The organism is Vibrio sp. 10N.286.46.A8 (assembly GCF_041470165.1).
In the GTDB taxonomy this organism is placed as follows: Bacteria; Pseudomonadota; Gammaproteobacteria; order Enterobacterales; family Vibrionaceae; genus Vibrio; species Vibrio tasmaniensis_A.
In genome coordinates this window covers 1-13,881 of the sequence record NZ_JBFRLX010000226.1, presented here as the reverse complement: position 1 = coordinate 13,881, position 13,881 = coordinate 1, and the positions used below count along the sequence as shown (strand labels likewise).

The following is a 13,881-nucleotide window of genomic DNA, read 5'->3' as shown; positions in this document are numbered from 1 at the left end:
ATACATTTCATATTCTCTTTTAGTCTAAAAGTAGCTAATTAATGAAGCTTTATATTTAGATTAGAAGTACCACAAAAAAGTGCAAGTAAATGGCAAAAAAATCCTAACCAAATATATCTCTCACCTCTAGATTTACTTTACAGGCAAACAAAGCCTGATACGTAAATCAAGGAGAGGTTCTCATGGATAAGTTTTTGAATAATTGTAAAGAATTCATGAAAGATGAAGAAGGGTTGACTGTTATCGAGTATGTAATTGGTGCAGCGTTACTGGTATTAGGCTTGACCACTATATTTACTGGTTTTGGGGCAGCCCTATCCGCTAAGCTTAATAACATCATTAACAGTATTTAATGATTACTGCCATGGTTGCTCGGAGAGTGAGAAAGCAAAAGGGGTTAACGACTATTGAGTATGTCATTGGTGCTGCCTCGCTCATAATTTTTGTCGGGCTAATTTTCTCTGGAATGGCTACGACATTAGTGAGTAAATTTCAAAGTATTATATCGAGCGTATGAATTGAAATTATGATTAATGAGCCTTCTGTTTTTTGGGCATTGCTAATTGCTGTATCGGTATACGATGTTGAGAAACATCGTATACCAAACAAAATATTGATTCTTTTTTTGTTTTTCTATTTTTTATCAATGTTCAACAGCAGTTACACCTTTGATAGTTTCTTAATGTCTTTATTTGGGTCGGTCGTATTCTTTTGTTTTGGATTGCTATTCTATTTTTTAAGAGCAATGTCTGCAGGGGATGTGAAGTTATTAGGTGTTGTAGGAATGTATTTGGGGTGGGGACAATTACTCGATGCATCGTACTTTATCTTGGTTTCTTCTGGAGTTGTTGGGGTTTTCTACCTGCTATACAACCTCTCCAACTCGAGCTGTTTTAGTATTAAAAGCTATTTTGAAAATAAGATAATTGTGCTTGGTGGAGCTGCACCAGTCATTGATAAAACAGCTAATTTACATACTCGGTATTCAAATAAAGTAACGATGCCTTTTGCTCCTTCTGTTGTTATAGGGTTAGCGATGTATAGCTACTTTACTTAAATCGGTTGTTGGTTAGCTTTGTGGGAGACATAATATATGGATATTATAGGGCGTACTGCTCCAACAACCTTGAAGCCACAAATTTCAGCCCCAATCGTCCCTACATCTCTTGATATGTTGGGTGTTCCTGAAGTCGTTATTGAAAATCTCGTACTTAAGCATTTGTCAGCTTACCCAAAATCGGATGTTTTAGAGCTTTCTAATTATTTATGTGTTGTGACTCATATCGTGGAAAGTGCTTTAGCCGTTTTAAGAAAGAAGTCATTAATCGAGGTATTTCAGCCTACTTCTGATATTTCCCTCTCATCTGTGTCACATAGTCATGTTCGTTATTCACTATCAGAAAAAGGGCTTGAAGAAGCGGATCTTGCTTTCAAGCGTGATGCCTATTTAGGCCCCGCACCGGTTTCGCTTACCCAATATAATGAGGTGGTAAAACAACAAGACTTGAGAGCTGAGTTAGTAACTCGGCCACATGTCGAGGCGGCACTGAATGATGTATATGGTGTCGAAAAAATGATTTCAGTACTTGGGCCAGCAATCAATTCGGGACGTGCTTTGTTGTTGTATGGACATGCAGGAACGGGTAAAACATTTGTCGCGAGCCGTATTGTGAATGCTTTACATACCTCTGTATTTATCCCTTATGCTGTCTATGCTCTGGGTAACATTATCAAGGTGTTTTCGGCGCAACATCATAAACCGTTGGATAGTAACGGCAGCGATCAAAGTATTTCCCTCAAAGATCAGTACGACAAGCGTTGGCTTAATTGTGAAAGACCCAATATCCAGGTTGGGGGAGAACTGACGATGGATATGCTTGAAGTCAATCACTCAGAGAATAGTCGAGTCTGGTTAGCTCCAGTTCAAATGATGGCAAACAATGGTATTTTTATCATTGATGACCTTGGTCGTCAGCCCATGCCTGTGGATGCGCTTCTTAACCGTTGGATAGTACCGATGGAGTACTCATTCGATTATTTGTCGCTGCCTAATGGTCAGCAGATAACGATGCCATTTGTATTAACGCTTGCCTTCTCTACCAATCTAAATCCCAAGAAAATAAGCGACCCTGCCTTTTTGCGTCGTTTAGGTTACAAGATTGAATTCAAGCCACTTAACCAACGAGACTATGAAGCTTTATGGATGAGCGTCGTTGCTGATAGAGAGGTAGAGCTTCAAGATGGATTCTTTGAGCGTTTGTCTCAAATGCACACGCTTCTTAAGGTGCCACTTTTCCCATGTTTACCGAAAGATCTCGTTGGTATAAGCAAAGATATTCTTTCGTTTGAACAACTCCCGCCTGTTATTACCTTCGATATTCTTTCCATGGCATGGGAAGTCTATTTTACCTCTGATGGACACGAGGAAGAAAATAATGAATAAGAGTCAAGTTTTCCTACTGTTTTTACTGTCCGTAGTATTTGGCTTAGCGGCTGTATTTTTTGCTAAGCAGTGGATGGAAGATCAAGTTCAACCAACCGTTGAAGTTGAAACTGTGGAGCGTCATCCAGTCGTGGTGGCATCACAAGAAATTGAAGCTGGAACCATTATTGAGGAGCAGTTCTTAGCGACAAAGTTGATGGAAGTTGATTGGATTAATGAAAATAATTTTTCCGATGCTTCTGAATTGGTTGGCAAAGTGGTGGCCAATACTATTTATGCTGGAGAAGTGCTTCATAAAATGCGTTTTACTATTCCAGGAGAAGGCTCAACGCTTGCTGCATTAATACCTGAGAATAAACGTGCGGTAACAATACGAGTGGATGACGTTATTGGTGTGGCTGGTTTTCTATTACCAGGTAATAAAGTTGACATACTTAGCACTGTTTCTTACAGCAAAAACTCAGCAGCAACTCGTACCGTGTTGAAAGATATCAAGGTATTGGCAGTAGACCAAACGGCAAAAACGAATGAAAACAGTCCTATTATCGTACGAGCTGTGACATTAGAGGTTTCACCTAAAGATGCTGAAAAACTTTTAACAGCGAAGAGTAAAGGCAGTATTCAACTGACACTGAGAAACCCTCATGAAGTTGAGAAAAAGGTTGTTCGTCGATACGTACCTAAGCCGAGTGTGACGATCATTAAAGGTACTCAAGCATCTAGTGTTCGCGTCAAGGATTGAGGTGAGTTATGAAAATAATAATAACGTGTATTTTGAGCTTTGTTTGTTTCTCTACACTGAGCTTTGCTGCTCTACAAACGGGTAAAACGGTAACGGTTCCTCATCACAAATCAACACATGTGGTGTTGTCAGGGAAAGCGAGCAAAGTGTCGCTTGGTGATCCTGATGTACTTGATATTGTGATGTTGAAATCGAGCGAGCTGTTTTTAATCGGAAAAAAATTAGGTGCTACTAACCTAATGGCGTGGGACTCCCGTGGCCAGCTGATTGAATCGATCAACATCGAAGTCACTCATGATCTTAATAGCTTAAAAGCGAAGTTATATGAGTTTCTTCCTGATGAAACTATTGAGGTGCACAGTGCTCAGAATCGCTTGCTGCTGAGTGGGCAGGTGAGTAATCAGCAACAAATGAATGTAGCGATGCGAATAGCAGAAACCTACTCTTCGGGTGAAACAGCTGATGAATCGAAGGAAAGTGGTAGCGAGCAAGCTGCAGCGACAGGTGTTATCAACTTGATGTCTATTGGCGGTGCTCAACAAGTTATGTTGGAAGTGACGGTTGCCGAGGTTCAAAGAAGCTTGGTGAGAAAATTTGATGCAAACTTTCACTTCTTCCAAACGAGCGGATCGAATATTTCTTGGGGGGCGTCGTCAGTTCCTGCTGGTGTTCTAGGGGCTACGCCAATCTTTGATATTCCAACCTCTACTGATTACGGCATTTTAGGCTCGTTTATTGATAGTAATACCCTGTTTACATTCGCCCTGGATGTAGCCAAACAGAATGGTGTGGCGAAAGTATTAGCTGAGCCTAACTTAACGGCATTAAGTGGCTCCAAAGCTGAGTTTTTAGCGGGTGGTGAATTCCCTATCCCTGTGCCAGATGAAGATGGCATTACGATTGAATATAAAGAGTATGGAGTTGGATTGAAATTTATCCCAACGGTTCTGAGTGATAAAAAGATCAATCTAAACTTGGCTGTTGATGTGAGTGAAATTGCCAATAGCAGCTCGTTAACGATTGACCCAGGAACAACCAATGCGACCTACTTTATCCCACCAATTACTCGTCGAAGCGCGTCATCGACGCTTGAGCTAGCCGACGGACAAACTATTGGTATTGCTGGGTTGCTCAGCGAGAATGTTAGGGATGTGAGTAACAAAATGCCGGGTATTGGTGATGTCCCCATCTTAGGGCAACTCTTTAATAGTCAAGAGTATGTATCTGGTGAAACAGAACTTGTCATTCTTGTCACCCCTCGACTTGCGAGTCCTATTGACCGAAGTAAAGTAACGTTACCAACAGACGCCTTTGTTGATCCGAATGATCTGGAATATTACTTATTAGGTCGAAGCGCTTATATCGCTGAACCGTCTGAATCGGATTCAGAGCAATCTCAAGCTTCACAGGGAATATCACCAACAGATGGTGGTAGCGAAGGCTCATTTGGACATGATTTATAAGGAGATAGATATGATTAGAATAATGATGGTCTTTCTCGTAATGGTGTTAGTTGGCTGTGCTAATGATGCTCGTTTAGGGCATTCGGTAGCACTCGTAAAAACAGAACAAACGTATAACCCTAATGCGACCCAAGAGAATTTACTCGTGGTACCGGATGGTACAGGGGAGCGGATGCAGACTGGTTACGATAGATATGTAGGCAGAGGTGAAAACGAACTGTCTGGAAGTAGTAGCCAGATCTTAGAAGAATTTAACTAAATCTGGAGGTACTCATATGTTGTATCGAGTATCAAAAAGTCCCAGAAAACAGCAAGGCTTAGTTGTCGTATTAGTTACCGCTGCTCTGCTTGTTTTCTTAGCTGTGTCAGCGTTGGCTGTAGATGTTAACCATATGCTGGTTAATAAAACACGCTTACAAAATGCCGTAGATTCAGCGGCGTTAGCTGCAGCAACCATACTGGACAATAGTAAAGACAAAGATGCGGTGGATGCTGAAATAGGCACTGCGTTAAATGCAATGGCAGCGTCAACAGGGAATCATGAGATTGATTTTACCACCGCTTCCATAAACATTGATTACTCTAACGATCCTCAGGATTTTACTGGAACAGCCACCTTCGGTGATGACGATGATGTATATGTACGCGTTCGAGTAGATTCGTTGGATATGGATGAGTTCTTTATTCAAATGTTTGGACTAGTAAAAGAGGTTTCAGCAAGTGCCGTCGCTGGGCCAAGCTCCGGGCAAGAGGTTGTCAATAACGTTGTGCCTATTGGGGTTTGCATTGGTGACGGAACTTCGGACAACGACGTCGATCCTGAAGATGGATATCATGACGTTACTGGCGATGCAATAACGAGCGTGTTTGGTTATGAAGTCGGGACTGTCCATGCATTGAAGGTGGGTGACAGTAGCTTATCTGAAATGGGTAACGGTAATTATCATTTATTAGACTTTGGGTCTGGTGGTAAGGCTATAAAAGAGGGGTTAGGTGGTAGTTATGACCAACCCGTTAAAATTGGTGAAGATATCACGACCAAACCTGGCGGCACGGTTGGCCCAACAGGCGATGGCTTGAATACTCGTTTTGGCGATTATGGTGGTGGCTTAACGGCATCTGATTACCCTTCTGACTACGTAACTACAGAGCCTAGCGATGAGATTACGATTGATGCAAGTACAGGGGATATCGATTTTGATGGTACTTATACCTATGCGCAATATGAAGCTGATACCAACGCATGTATAGCAAGTAATGGTTCAGGGTGCGCAGCAAATGGTGTCGCTTGGCGTCGTATTTTACCGATACCTATGGTGGATTGCACAGGTAAAAGTGGCGGTGCCACTGACTTTACTGTGAATAAAATTGGTTGTTTTTTCTTGTTGCAAAAAGCACCAACTAATAACTCAGGTACACCAGCCGTCTTTGGTGAGTTCATTCACTCCTGTAGTGTGGTTGGTGGTTCAGGTAGTACAGAATCAACAACGGAAGGAACTTATAAGATAGTTTTGTATAAGGATCCTGATAGTGGGGAGTCTTGATTATGAAACCTTTAATTAAATCTAATCGTGGCTTTGCTGCTATCGAGATGGTAATCGCGACTCCAGTATTGCTGTTTTTCCTTATATTAGTGCTTGAACTGGGCAATATGATGATTCACTACAATGTGATATCTAAATCCGTTCAAAATGGCGCCCGCTATGCGGTTAGTGAAGTCTATGGAACCCAAGGTGGAACGCTGGCTCCGTCGTCAGAAATACAGAATGTGGTGGTTTATGGTCAAAATACAGCTGGAACGGCGATATTGTCGAATTTAGTTGTTTCTGACGTGACAATTAGCCCACCGAATACAGATAGCTATGTACGTGTGAGTGTGACCTACAATTATATTCCTCACTTTGTGTCGATCCCGTTTTCTTCGGCGAGCTTTTCTATTCCGATTAGTGTCTCTTCGATAATGAGGGTGTTGTGATGAAACGGTACAAAGGGCGTATTAAAGGCATCGCTATTATCGAATTTACCATAGTGTCTTGGCTAGTCTTTCTCTTGGTCTTCCTTATTTTAGCGCTGGGTGCTTACATATTTTCGCTTCAAATGGTCAGTGAAGCGACCAGAAAGGCAGCAAGGTTAGCCACGGTTTGCTACGTTGCTGATAGGGACAATATCGCGGGAATGGTTGTTGCTGATCTCCCTCTTGTTGGTTTTACCGCGGCGAATTTGGAAGTTGCATATTTAGATGTGAATGGGAATGAAATTACATCTGGTTATGATACGGATCCTGTCTTTAGTAGCATTAAATTTGTAAGGGCACGAGCGACAGGGTACGGAATTCAATTAATTGATAATTTGAGTTTTTTAGGTACGAGTGGTTACTTGGCTGCTCCCTCATTTGAAACCATCTTACCTGCAGAAAGTTTAGGTGTGGTAAGGGCGGACTCCGAAACTCGGAATCGGTGTCCATAAGTTATTTTATACAGGAGTAGCGGTATGGGGGAAGCGATCAAAATCACGCCTAATGAGAACGATATTACGCGTTTGAGAACAAACCTAAAAGTCTGGTTGATCTACAGTACTGAGGGTTTTCTCTCACATATGAGCCAAGAGCTGAAGAAATGTCGAAATGTGCATGTGACATCATTTTCTCTCGGAGCAATGAGTGAGGAGTACTTAAAAAGTGCCGATGTTCCAGAACTTATTTTTGTTGAAGCACATGGCAACTGGGCTCAAAAAATGGTTGAGCTACAGGGTTATGATCTATCGCTAGAAGAACAAGATTTATCTTTAGTTGTACTCGGTGATGAAAGTGACAATGGCTCATTAAAAATCGCGCTGCGTCTAGGGGCTTCTGATTTCTTATCTCACAACGTGACGCTTTCTGATTTGCTCCCACTGCTCAAGAAAACGGCGGCCGAAAAGCTTGAGAACTCAAGCTACGGTGAGTTTATTCTGTTTTTAAACACCAAGGGGGGAATGGGGGCGACCACCTTGGCGTTGAATACCGCTATTGAGATGGCCAGTCAGCACCCCGGTGAGGTTTTGTTACTTGATATCGACCTTCAATTTGGTGTGATTCCTGATTATTTAAATATTGTTCCTACTTATAGTGTTTCGGATGCGATCAATAGTTCGAATGACCTAGATGAAATATCGTTGGGAACTTTGGTAAATAAGCACGAATCGGGCTTACATGTTCTAAGCTTTAAGCATGAGAACAATGCTGATGACTTTGAACAGGCACAGAAAATAGGCCGATTGCTTCCTATATTACGCCGTTTTTACCCATATGTGATCATTGACCTCTCTAGAGGATTAGACCATGTGTTTGCATCCGCAATATCACCAGCAACAAAGGTGCTTCTTGTTTTGCAACAAAGCCTAGTGTCAGTCAAAAACACAAGTCGACTCATTAAGTCTCTGAAATTTGAGTATGGCTTACAAAGTGATTCTATTGAGGTCATTCTGAACCGTTATGAAAAGCGACACTCAATTAAATTAAAAGATATTGAACAGGCGGTAGGTAAGCATGACATACACCTTATGCCTAATGATTTCAAAGTTGCATTAGAGAGTGCCAACTTGGGGCAACCGCTAGTTCAGTCGAGAAAGAAAAGTTCTATTACTCGCTCTATTATCGATTTGTCACACATTCTTTCACCACCAGAGCAGGAAGAGAAAGGGTGGCTGAAAAAGCTGTTTTCATAATGGGTTGATAAAAAGTAAACGCGAGGGATTGTGATGTTCTTTAAACGAAAAAATGTAAATCCAGAGTTTGAAAAAAGAGTAGAACAGATTTCGCATGATTCAGAAGATGCCAATCCTGTTGAACGTTTATCAAGCGTTGAGGTGTCTAGCCACTCTCGCAGTGCAGAAGCTCATGTAGAAAAAGAAAAGGCGATTGATGAGGCTCGGAAAGTTCTCGAACAAGAGCTATCAATTAAACACTTTTTCCATAAGCAGCTCCTTGAAACGTTAGACTTAGGGTTGCTTTCAAGCTTGGAAAAAGAGCGAGCTAAGCTTGACCTACATGAAGCCATCGTACAATTGATGGCTGACGATGGGAGCCATGCACTCAGTGCCGAAGGGCGTAAGCGGGTGATCAAGCAGATAGAAGACGAGGTTTTTGGCCTAGGGCCGCTTGAGCCTCTATTAGCCGATCAAACGGTCTCCGATATATTAGTCAACGGCCCTAAAAGTGTTTACGTTGAGCGAAGGGGTAAACTCGAAAAAACGCCATACACTTTTCTGGATGACCGTCATCTGAGAAACATTATCGACCGCATAGTCAGTCAGGTAGGGCGTCGGATAGATGAAGCATCACCTATGGTAGATGCGCGCTTAGTTGATGGGTCACGTGTTAACGCCATTATCCCTCCTTTGGCTCTTGATGGTCCTTCCGTTTCAATCCGTCGTTTTGCCGTTGATCGTTTGACGATGGATAACTTGATTAGCTACGACTCCGTCTCGCCTCAAATGGCTAAGTTTGTCGAAGCTGCCGTGAAAGGAGAACTTAATATCTTGATTTCAGGAGGGACGGGGTCAGGGAAAACAACCACACTGAATATCTTTTCTGGTTTCATCCCTCGAGACCAACGAATCATTACTATAGAAGACTCTGCAGAGTTACAACTTCAACAACCCCATGTTATTCGCCTAGAAACCCGCCCTGCTAACTTAGAAGGGAAAGGGGAGATTAGTCAGAGAGAGTTGGTCAAAAACACCTTACGTATGCGACCAGACCGAATTGTGGTTGGTGAGGTGCGTGGTAGCGAAGCCGTTGATATGTTGGCGGCAATGAATACTGGTCACGATGGGTCTCTTGCAACTATTCACGCCAATACCCCCCGAGATGCCTTAAGCCGTGTTGAAAACATGTTCTCTATGGCTGGTTGGAACATTTCAACCAAAAACTTAAGAGCCCAAATTGCTTCGGCTATCCACCTTGTTGTTCAAATGGAGCGACAAGAAGATGGTAAGCGCCGTATGGTGAGCATTCAAGAGATCAACGGCATGGAGGGGGAGGTGATTACCATGTCGGAAATTTTCCGTTTTCAACGTGAAGGTATTGATGAAGATGGCAATATTATCGGCTATTTCACTGCGACGGGGGTCGTACCTCAATATCATGACCAGTTAGTTAAACGTGGACTCGATCTGCCTTTCGAGCTCTTCACTGAGACTCATGGTTAAGGAGAGATTATGGATAATGTAAGTGTTTCACTCGGCCTATTATTCATCGCGGTGCTTTTTATCTCCCAAGCTTTGTTATTGCCTGCGGCGGGGAAAAAAGCTAAGCATAAAGAGCTTTCTCGACGTTTGAAAGAGACCCAACGCAATATCGATGAAGAGAGCTTATCGCTACTCAAAGAGCATTATAATAAAGACTTATCCCCATTAGATCGCAAGCTCATCGTTATCCCTTATTTTGCTGGCTTAAAACGGATGTTGGAGTTAGCCGGTATTAGAGTTTCGCTAAGTCGCTTTTTACTCATTGTTGCTCTATGCGGTGTGTCGCTCACTCTGATATCAATAATGACTCAACAAGAGTGGTTCATTAGCCTAACGGCATTCATTGCTGTCTGGGTTGTTGCTTACCTGTATGTGCAAAATCGAGTGAGTTATCAAATGGCTCGATTTGAAGAGCAGCTCCCTGAAGCGTTGGATATTATTCGACGGGCATTACAAGCTGGGCAGCCGCTAATTCAATCATTCAATGAGGTTGGTGAAGAACTCCCTGACCCTATCGGTGCCGAGTTTAAAAATACCTATAACCTACTTAACTATGGTTACGATTTACGTTTGGCTATTTTACAGATGGCTGAGCGTGTCCCCACCGTATCAATGTTAGCTTTTTCTAGTGCGGTAATGTTGCAGAAAGAAACAGGGGGTAACCTCTCCGAAAATCTTCAAAAAGTATCCGAAGTTCTCAGATCTCGCTTTAAGTTAGAAAGGAAAATAAAAACGCTTTCTGCTGAAAGTCGGCTATCAGCATGGATATTAACCTTATCCCCATTTGGTTTGTTTTTTGCTTTAAAAGTGGCGAATCCAGATTATATTGAGCCGCTTTATAATGACCCTCGCGGCGTTTCAATGGTCAGTGTTGGTATTGTACTTTTAGCGATCGGAGCCCTATGGATTAAGCGAATCATCAGCATAGAGATTTAACCTATGGAATTATTAAACATTGAAGTTTGGAAGCAAATGTTAGCGGACTTTGGAGTCAGCTCTCAGATGGTTATCTATGCAATGATTTTGCTTACCACCATCTTGTTAACATTGACCCTAGGGTTTCTTATTTTGGGTGCACGCTCCCCTTTAGATAAAAAGCTCAAACAGATATCAGAAACGGGTTCACCCAATAATAGAAAGCCTTATGATTTCTCTAATACGTTGGAATCACTAAGTCCTTTTATTAGTAAAGGTAATAAAAAGGATAATGAAACCTACTCACAAAAGTTGATGCATGCAGGCTTTCATGAAAAAAATGCGTTATCGGTTTTTTATGCATTGAAAGTGTTATCGAGTTTGGTCGGTATCATCGCGGGCTTTATGGTTTATTACATCTCATTCGGTGGTAGCTACAATAATTTATTGATCATGACCTGTGTTTTTCTTGGGACCTTCACTCCGAATATTATCTTGAGCAAGTTGCAAAAAGAGCGACAGAAGAAAATTAGAAATGGTGTACCAGATGCTCTTGATCTTCTTGTAGTTTGTACGGAATCTGGTCTAGGCTTTAATGCAGCACTTGGACGAGTTGCTTCTGAGCTTTATGTTTCTCAGCCAGAGTTAGCCGATGAATTGGAGACTGTTTTTGCCAAGATACAAGCAGGTGTCACCATGCCAGATGCGCTGAGGCAGTTCATTGACCGGACGGGGTTAGTCGAATTAGAGGGGTTGGTTTCTTTGCTTTCTCATGCGTCTAGAATGGGGGGGAGCTTAGCGCAGACTCTTCGTGATTATACGGTAGATTTTCGAGATAAGCGTCAGCAAGCTGCTGAAGAAATCGCGGCCAAGATACCGACTAAAATGTTGTTCCCTATGCTGTTGTTTATTTGGCCTTGCTTTTTTATTGTCGCGTTAGGGCCTGGGATCATTATTGTTATTGATGCACTTGGTGCACCAGGAGTAAGTTTATGATACGAGTGAGTAGATATTTTCTAGCTTTATTAGTGTTCGTTATTCTTGGTTGTGCATCCTCGGATGAGCCGACAAACCAGTTTGATGCAGAGTTGTATTCAGGTAAACCAATCGATACCTTAAGCAGTGATGACCCTCCACTGAGTGAGAAAGAAGCCATTATGCGTGGTGATGTAGCATTGAGGGATAACAATATTGATTTGGCCCTTTATGAATATATTCGCTCTCTATCCTTTCCTGAGAAAGAGTTTCACGATAAAACGCTTTTTACGATAGGCCAAATTCATTCATCTCGTGGTAACTATGCACTATCCGAGAAAGCTTATTTAGCAGCATTAGATTTTAACCCTGCACATACCGAAGTCCTAGAGCAATTAGGTGTTTTGTATACAAAGCAGCGTCGCAAAGAGGAAGGGCGGAGTTATTTCTTTAAAGCGATTAATGCAGATCAAGTGCGTTTAAAAAGTAGTGAAACGATTACAAATTACCAAGCCTTAAGTCAAAGTGAAGTGGCTGGTTTGAAGGTTGATAGCATGTCTCCCGAATTAGCTTTCATGGGGATAGGTGTGCTGGAAGATGTCGATGGAAAACACCAGATAGCGCAAGAGTACTTTAAAAAATCACTGACAATAGACAAAAGTTCAGTTAAAGCTTTGTTGAATATGGGGTACTCCCACTACATGTATGGCAATTACAAGGAAGCGTATCAATACACTCGTTCGGCTTTAGAGATAGAACCTAATAATGAAAAGGCTCAAAACAACCTTGCGCTTATTTACTTGGCTGCCGGGGATATCAAAAAGGCAACCAACGTTTTTATGAGACACATGGAAGCTCCTGAAGCTTTGAATAATGTCGGTTATTTTTTAATATTGCAGGGTAAGCCTGACGAAGCCATTCCCTATCTACAACAAGCTATCGATAAAAAAGCATCTTATTATAAAGTGGCGAATGACAACTTAAATAGAGCGTTATCTGAGGTAAGAGAGATGGAGCAGTAACGACTTAAATTATTATCTTTGGGTTAATGAAAAGGATATTCATCTTGCCTAAGAGTGAAAGTTTTAATAAAGATATCATCATTATTTCTGTTGTTTGGCTGCTGTGTGCGACTGCGATATTTTTCTATAAATGGGAGAGTATCTCAACACTGGTTTTAAATGATAATGACGATTACATGCGCTTTGTTCAATTTCAAGATTGGATGAATAGTGGGCGCTGGTATCTAAAACCAATGGATAATTTCAATGCCGCTGATGGTATTGTTATCCATTGGTCCCGATTCCCCGATCTGATACTTTCTGTTATTGCGTATCCTTTATTGTTTGTTGTGGATGAAAGTACCGCTTATTCACTGTCTATTTCTATTGTACCTTTGCTTTATCTACTCCTCTATTCACTGTCATGCTTCTATTTATGTAACCATTACTTCGGAGAGCGCTATCGGTTTTTGAGCATGATGTTTGCTCTGTTTTCCCCATCGGTTATGCATTTTATTCCTGGCTCCATAGATCACCATAATATTCAGCTTATTTTGGCTATCTTGTTCCTATCTCTAACACCTATAACTGTAAGTCAAATTAATCAATTATGGCGAGTGTATGCTCAATCTATTCTATTGGCATTGTCGTTATGGACTGGGTTAGACAATATCCTTTTGTTTGCGAGTTTTTTTATCGTCTACACTGTGTATTGTTTTTTTGTTAGCAAGAGTTGGTTTGTTTATGTATCAAGGCTATATCTGTTCTGCTGTGTTTCAGTTGTTATCTCCGTTTTATTAAACAGACCTTATAATGAGTTCTTTGATTTTAAGTACGATGAAGTGTCATTTGTTATTGTGGTTTTGTTTTTTGTTGGTTGGGTTTTTGTTAATAATTACAATTGGTTTAAATTTGATAGTTGGCCTTTTGGGTTGCGTTCGTTTGTGTTTTTTATATTGGGTGTTGGATATGTGACTCCAGTGGTTTTGTTATATCCAAATATTACCAGTGCTTTGTTTGTCGATTATCCACCTATACTTCAGACTTATTGGCTTGACCATGTTTCTGAAGCTAAATCTATTTTTCAGTATGTAAGTGAGAATGGATTATTAT

General features: G+C 41.4%; 14 protein-coding genes and 1 pseudogene. All 15 read left to right on the top strand.

The window, feature by feature from the left end; genetic code table 11:
* Nucleotides 1-182: 182 nt before the first annotated feature.
* Nucleotides 183-353, top strand: a complete 171-nt coding sequence (locus AB4232_RS19570; protein ID WP_012604678.1) for a Flp family type IVb pilin — start codon at nucleotides 183-185, stop codon at nucleotides 351-353.
* A 173-nt stretch (nucleotides 354-526) separates the two neighbouring features.
* On the top strand, nucleotides 527-1,057 hold the full coding sequence (locus tag AB4232_RS19565) for a prepilin peptidase (protein ID WP_102249121.1): 531 nt from the start codon (nucleotides 527-529) through the stop codon (nucleotides 1,055-1,057).
* A 36-nt stretch (nucleotides 1,058-1,093) separates the two neighbouring features.
* The gene (locus AB4232_RS19560) at nucleotides 1,094-2,443 is read left to right on the top strand and encodes an AAA family ATPase (protein ID WP_372087804.1); all 1,350 of its coding nucleotides are present in this window, start codon (nucleotides 1,094-1,096) and stop codon (nucleotides 2,441-2,443) included.
* Complete coding sequence (cpaB, locus tag AB4232_RS19555; RefSeq protein ID WP_017099533.1) at nucleotides 2,436-3,185, top strand: Flp pilus assembly protein CpaB; 750 nt, start codon at nucleotides 2,436-2,438, stop codon at nucleotides 3,183-3,185. Before AB4232_RS19560 ends, cpaB begins: the two co-directional genes overlap by 8 nt.
* An 8-nt stretch (nucleotides 3,186-3,193) precedes the next feature.
* Nucleotides 3,194-4,648 (top strand): type II and III secretion system protein family protein, encoded by a 1,455-nt coding sequence (locus AB4232_RS19550; protein WP_012604674.1) that lies wholly within the window; start codon nucleotides 3,194-3,196, stop codon nucleotides 4,646-4,648.
* Nucleotides 4,638-4,907, top strand: a complete 270-nt coding sequence (locus AB4232_RS19545; RefSeq protein ID WP_029223092.1) for a hypothetical protein — start codon at nucleotides 4,638-4,640, stop codon at nucleotides 4,905-4,907. The genes AB4232_RS19550 and AB4232_RS19545 overlap by 11 nt, the downstream gene beginning before the upstream one ends.
* A gap of 16 nt (nucleotides 4,908-4,923) precedes the next feature.
* Nucleotides 4,924-6,192: a TadE/TadG family type IV pilus assembly protein gene (locus AB4232_RS19540; RefSeq protein WP_102249119.1), complete on the top strand. Its 1,269-nt coding sequence runs from the start codon at nucleotides 4,924-4,926 to the stop codon at nucleotides 6,190-6,192.
* Between the two features lie 2 nt (nucleotides 6,193-6,194).
* On the top strand, nucleotides 6,195-6,623 hold the full coding sequence (locus AB4232_RS19535) for a TadE/TadG family type IV pilus assembly protein (protein WP_102249118.1): 429 nt from the start codon (nucleotides 6,195-6,197) through the stop codon (nucleotides 6,621-6,623).
* Nucleotides 6,623-7,114, top strand: a complete 492-nt coding sequence (locus tag AB4232_RS19530; protein ID WP_372087803.1) for a TadE/TadG family type IV pilus assembly protein — start codon at nucleotides 6,623-6,625, stop codon at nucleotides 7,112-7,114. Before AB4232_RS19535 ends, AB4232_RS19530 begins: the two co-directional genes overlap by 1 nt.
* Before the next feature lie 24 nt (nucleotides 7,115-7,138).
* Nucleotides 7,139-8,353 (top strand): AAA family ATPase, encoded by a 1,215-nt coding sequence (locus AB4232_RS19525; protein ID WP_012604669.1) that lies wholly within the window; start codon nucleotides 7,139-7,141, stop codon nucleotides 8,351-8,353.
* Between the two features lie 33 nt (nucleotides 8,354-8,386).
* Nucleotides 8,387-9,838, top strand: coding sequence for a CpaF family protein (locus AB4232_RS19520; protein ID WP_372087802.1), 1,452 nt, complete (start codon nucleotides 8,387-8,389; stop codon nucleotides 9,836-9,838).
* Between the two features lie 9 nt (nucleotides 9,839-9,847).
* Nucleotides 9,848-10,813 carry a type II secretion system F family protein gene (locus AB4232_RS19515; protein ID WP_372087801.1) on the top strand — a complete coding sequence of 322 codons (966 nt, stop codon included), beginning with the start codon at nucleotides 9,848-9,850 and terminating at the stop codon, nucleotides 10,811-10,813.
* Nucleotides 10,814-10,816: 3 nt separating this feature from the next.
* Complete coding sequence (locus AB4232_RS19510) at nucleotides 10,817-11,788, top strand: type II secretion system F family protein (RefSeq protein WP_017103881.1); 972 nt, start codon at nucleotides 10,817-10,819, stop codon at nucleotides 11,786-11,788.
* Complete coding sequence (locus AB4232_RS19505; RefSeq protein WP_012604665.1) at nucleotides 11,785-12,789, top strand: lipopolysaccharide assembly protein LapB; 1,005 nt, start codon at nucleotides 11,785-11,787, stop codon at nucleotides 12,787-12,789. Before AB4232_RS19510 ends, AB4232_RS19505 begins: the two co-directional genes overlap by 4 nt.
* Before the next feature lie 26 nt (nucleotides 12,790-12,815).
* Nucleotides 12,816-13,881, top strand: a pseudogene (locus AB4232_RS19500) (hypothetical protein); the annotation flags it as partial.

Bases quoted from the DNA above. Each gene is read 5' to 3' on its own strand.
- AB4232_RS19570 (WP_012604678.1), top strand. From the start codon at position 183: ATGGATAAGTTTTTGAATAATTGTAAAGAATTCATGAAAGATGAAGAA.
- AB4232_RS19565 (WP_102249121.1), top strand. From the start codon at position 527: ATGATTAATGAGCCTTCTGTTTTTTGGGCATTGCTAATTGCTGTATCG.
- AB4232_RS19560 (WP_372087804.1), top strand. From the start codon at position 1,094: ATGGATATTATAGGGCGTACTGCTCCAACAACCTTGAAGCCACAAATT.
- cpaB (WP_017099533.1), top strand. From the start codon at position 2,436: ATGAATAAGAGTCAAGTTTTCCTACTGTTTTTACTGTCCGTAGTATTT.
- AB4232_RS19550 (WP_012604674.1), top strand. From the start codon at position 3,194: ATGAAAATAATAATAACGTGTATTTTGAGCTTTGTTTGTTTCTCTACA.
- AB4232_RS19545 (WP_029223092.1), top strand. From the start codon at position 4,638: ATGATTTATAAGGAGATAGATATGATTAGAATAATGATGGTCTTTCTC.
- AB4232_RS19540 (WP_102249119.1), top strand. From the start codon at position 4,924: ATGTTGTATCGAGTATCAAAAAGTCCCAGAAAACAGCAAGGCTTAGTT.
- AB4232_RS19535 (WP_102249118.1), top strand. From the start codon at position 6,195: ATGAAACCTTTAATTAAATCTAATCGTGGCTTTGCTGCTATCGAGATG.
- AB4232_RS19530 (WP_372087803.1), top strand. From the start codon at position 6,623: ATGAAACGGTACAAAGGGCGTATTAAAGGCATCGCTATTATCGAATTT.
- AB4232_RS19525 (WP_012604669.1), top strand. From the start codon at position 7,139: ATGGGGGAAGCGATCAAAATCACGCCTAATGAGAACGATATTACGCGT.
- AB4232_RS19520 (WP_372087802.1), top strand. From the start codon at position 8,387: ATGTTCTTTAAACGAAAAAATGTAAATCCAGAGTTTGAAAAAAGAGTA.
- AB4232_RS19515 (WP_372087801.1), top strand. From the start codon at position 9,848: ATGGATAATGTAAGTGTTTCACTCGGCCTATTATTCATCGCGGTGCTT.
- AB4232_RS19510 (WP_017103881.1), top strand. From the start codon at position 10,817: ATGGAATTATTAAACATTGAAGTTTGGAAGCAAATGTTAGCGGACTTT.
- AB4232_RS19505 (WP_012604665.1), top strand. From the start codon at position 11,785: ATGATACGAGTGAGTAGATATTTTCTAGCTTTATTAGTGTTCGTTATT.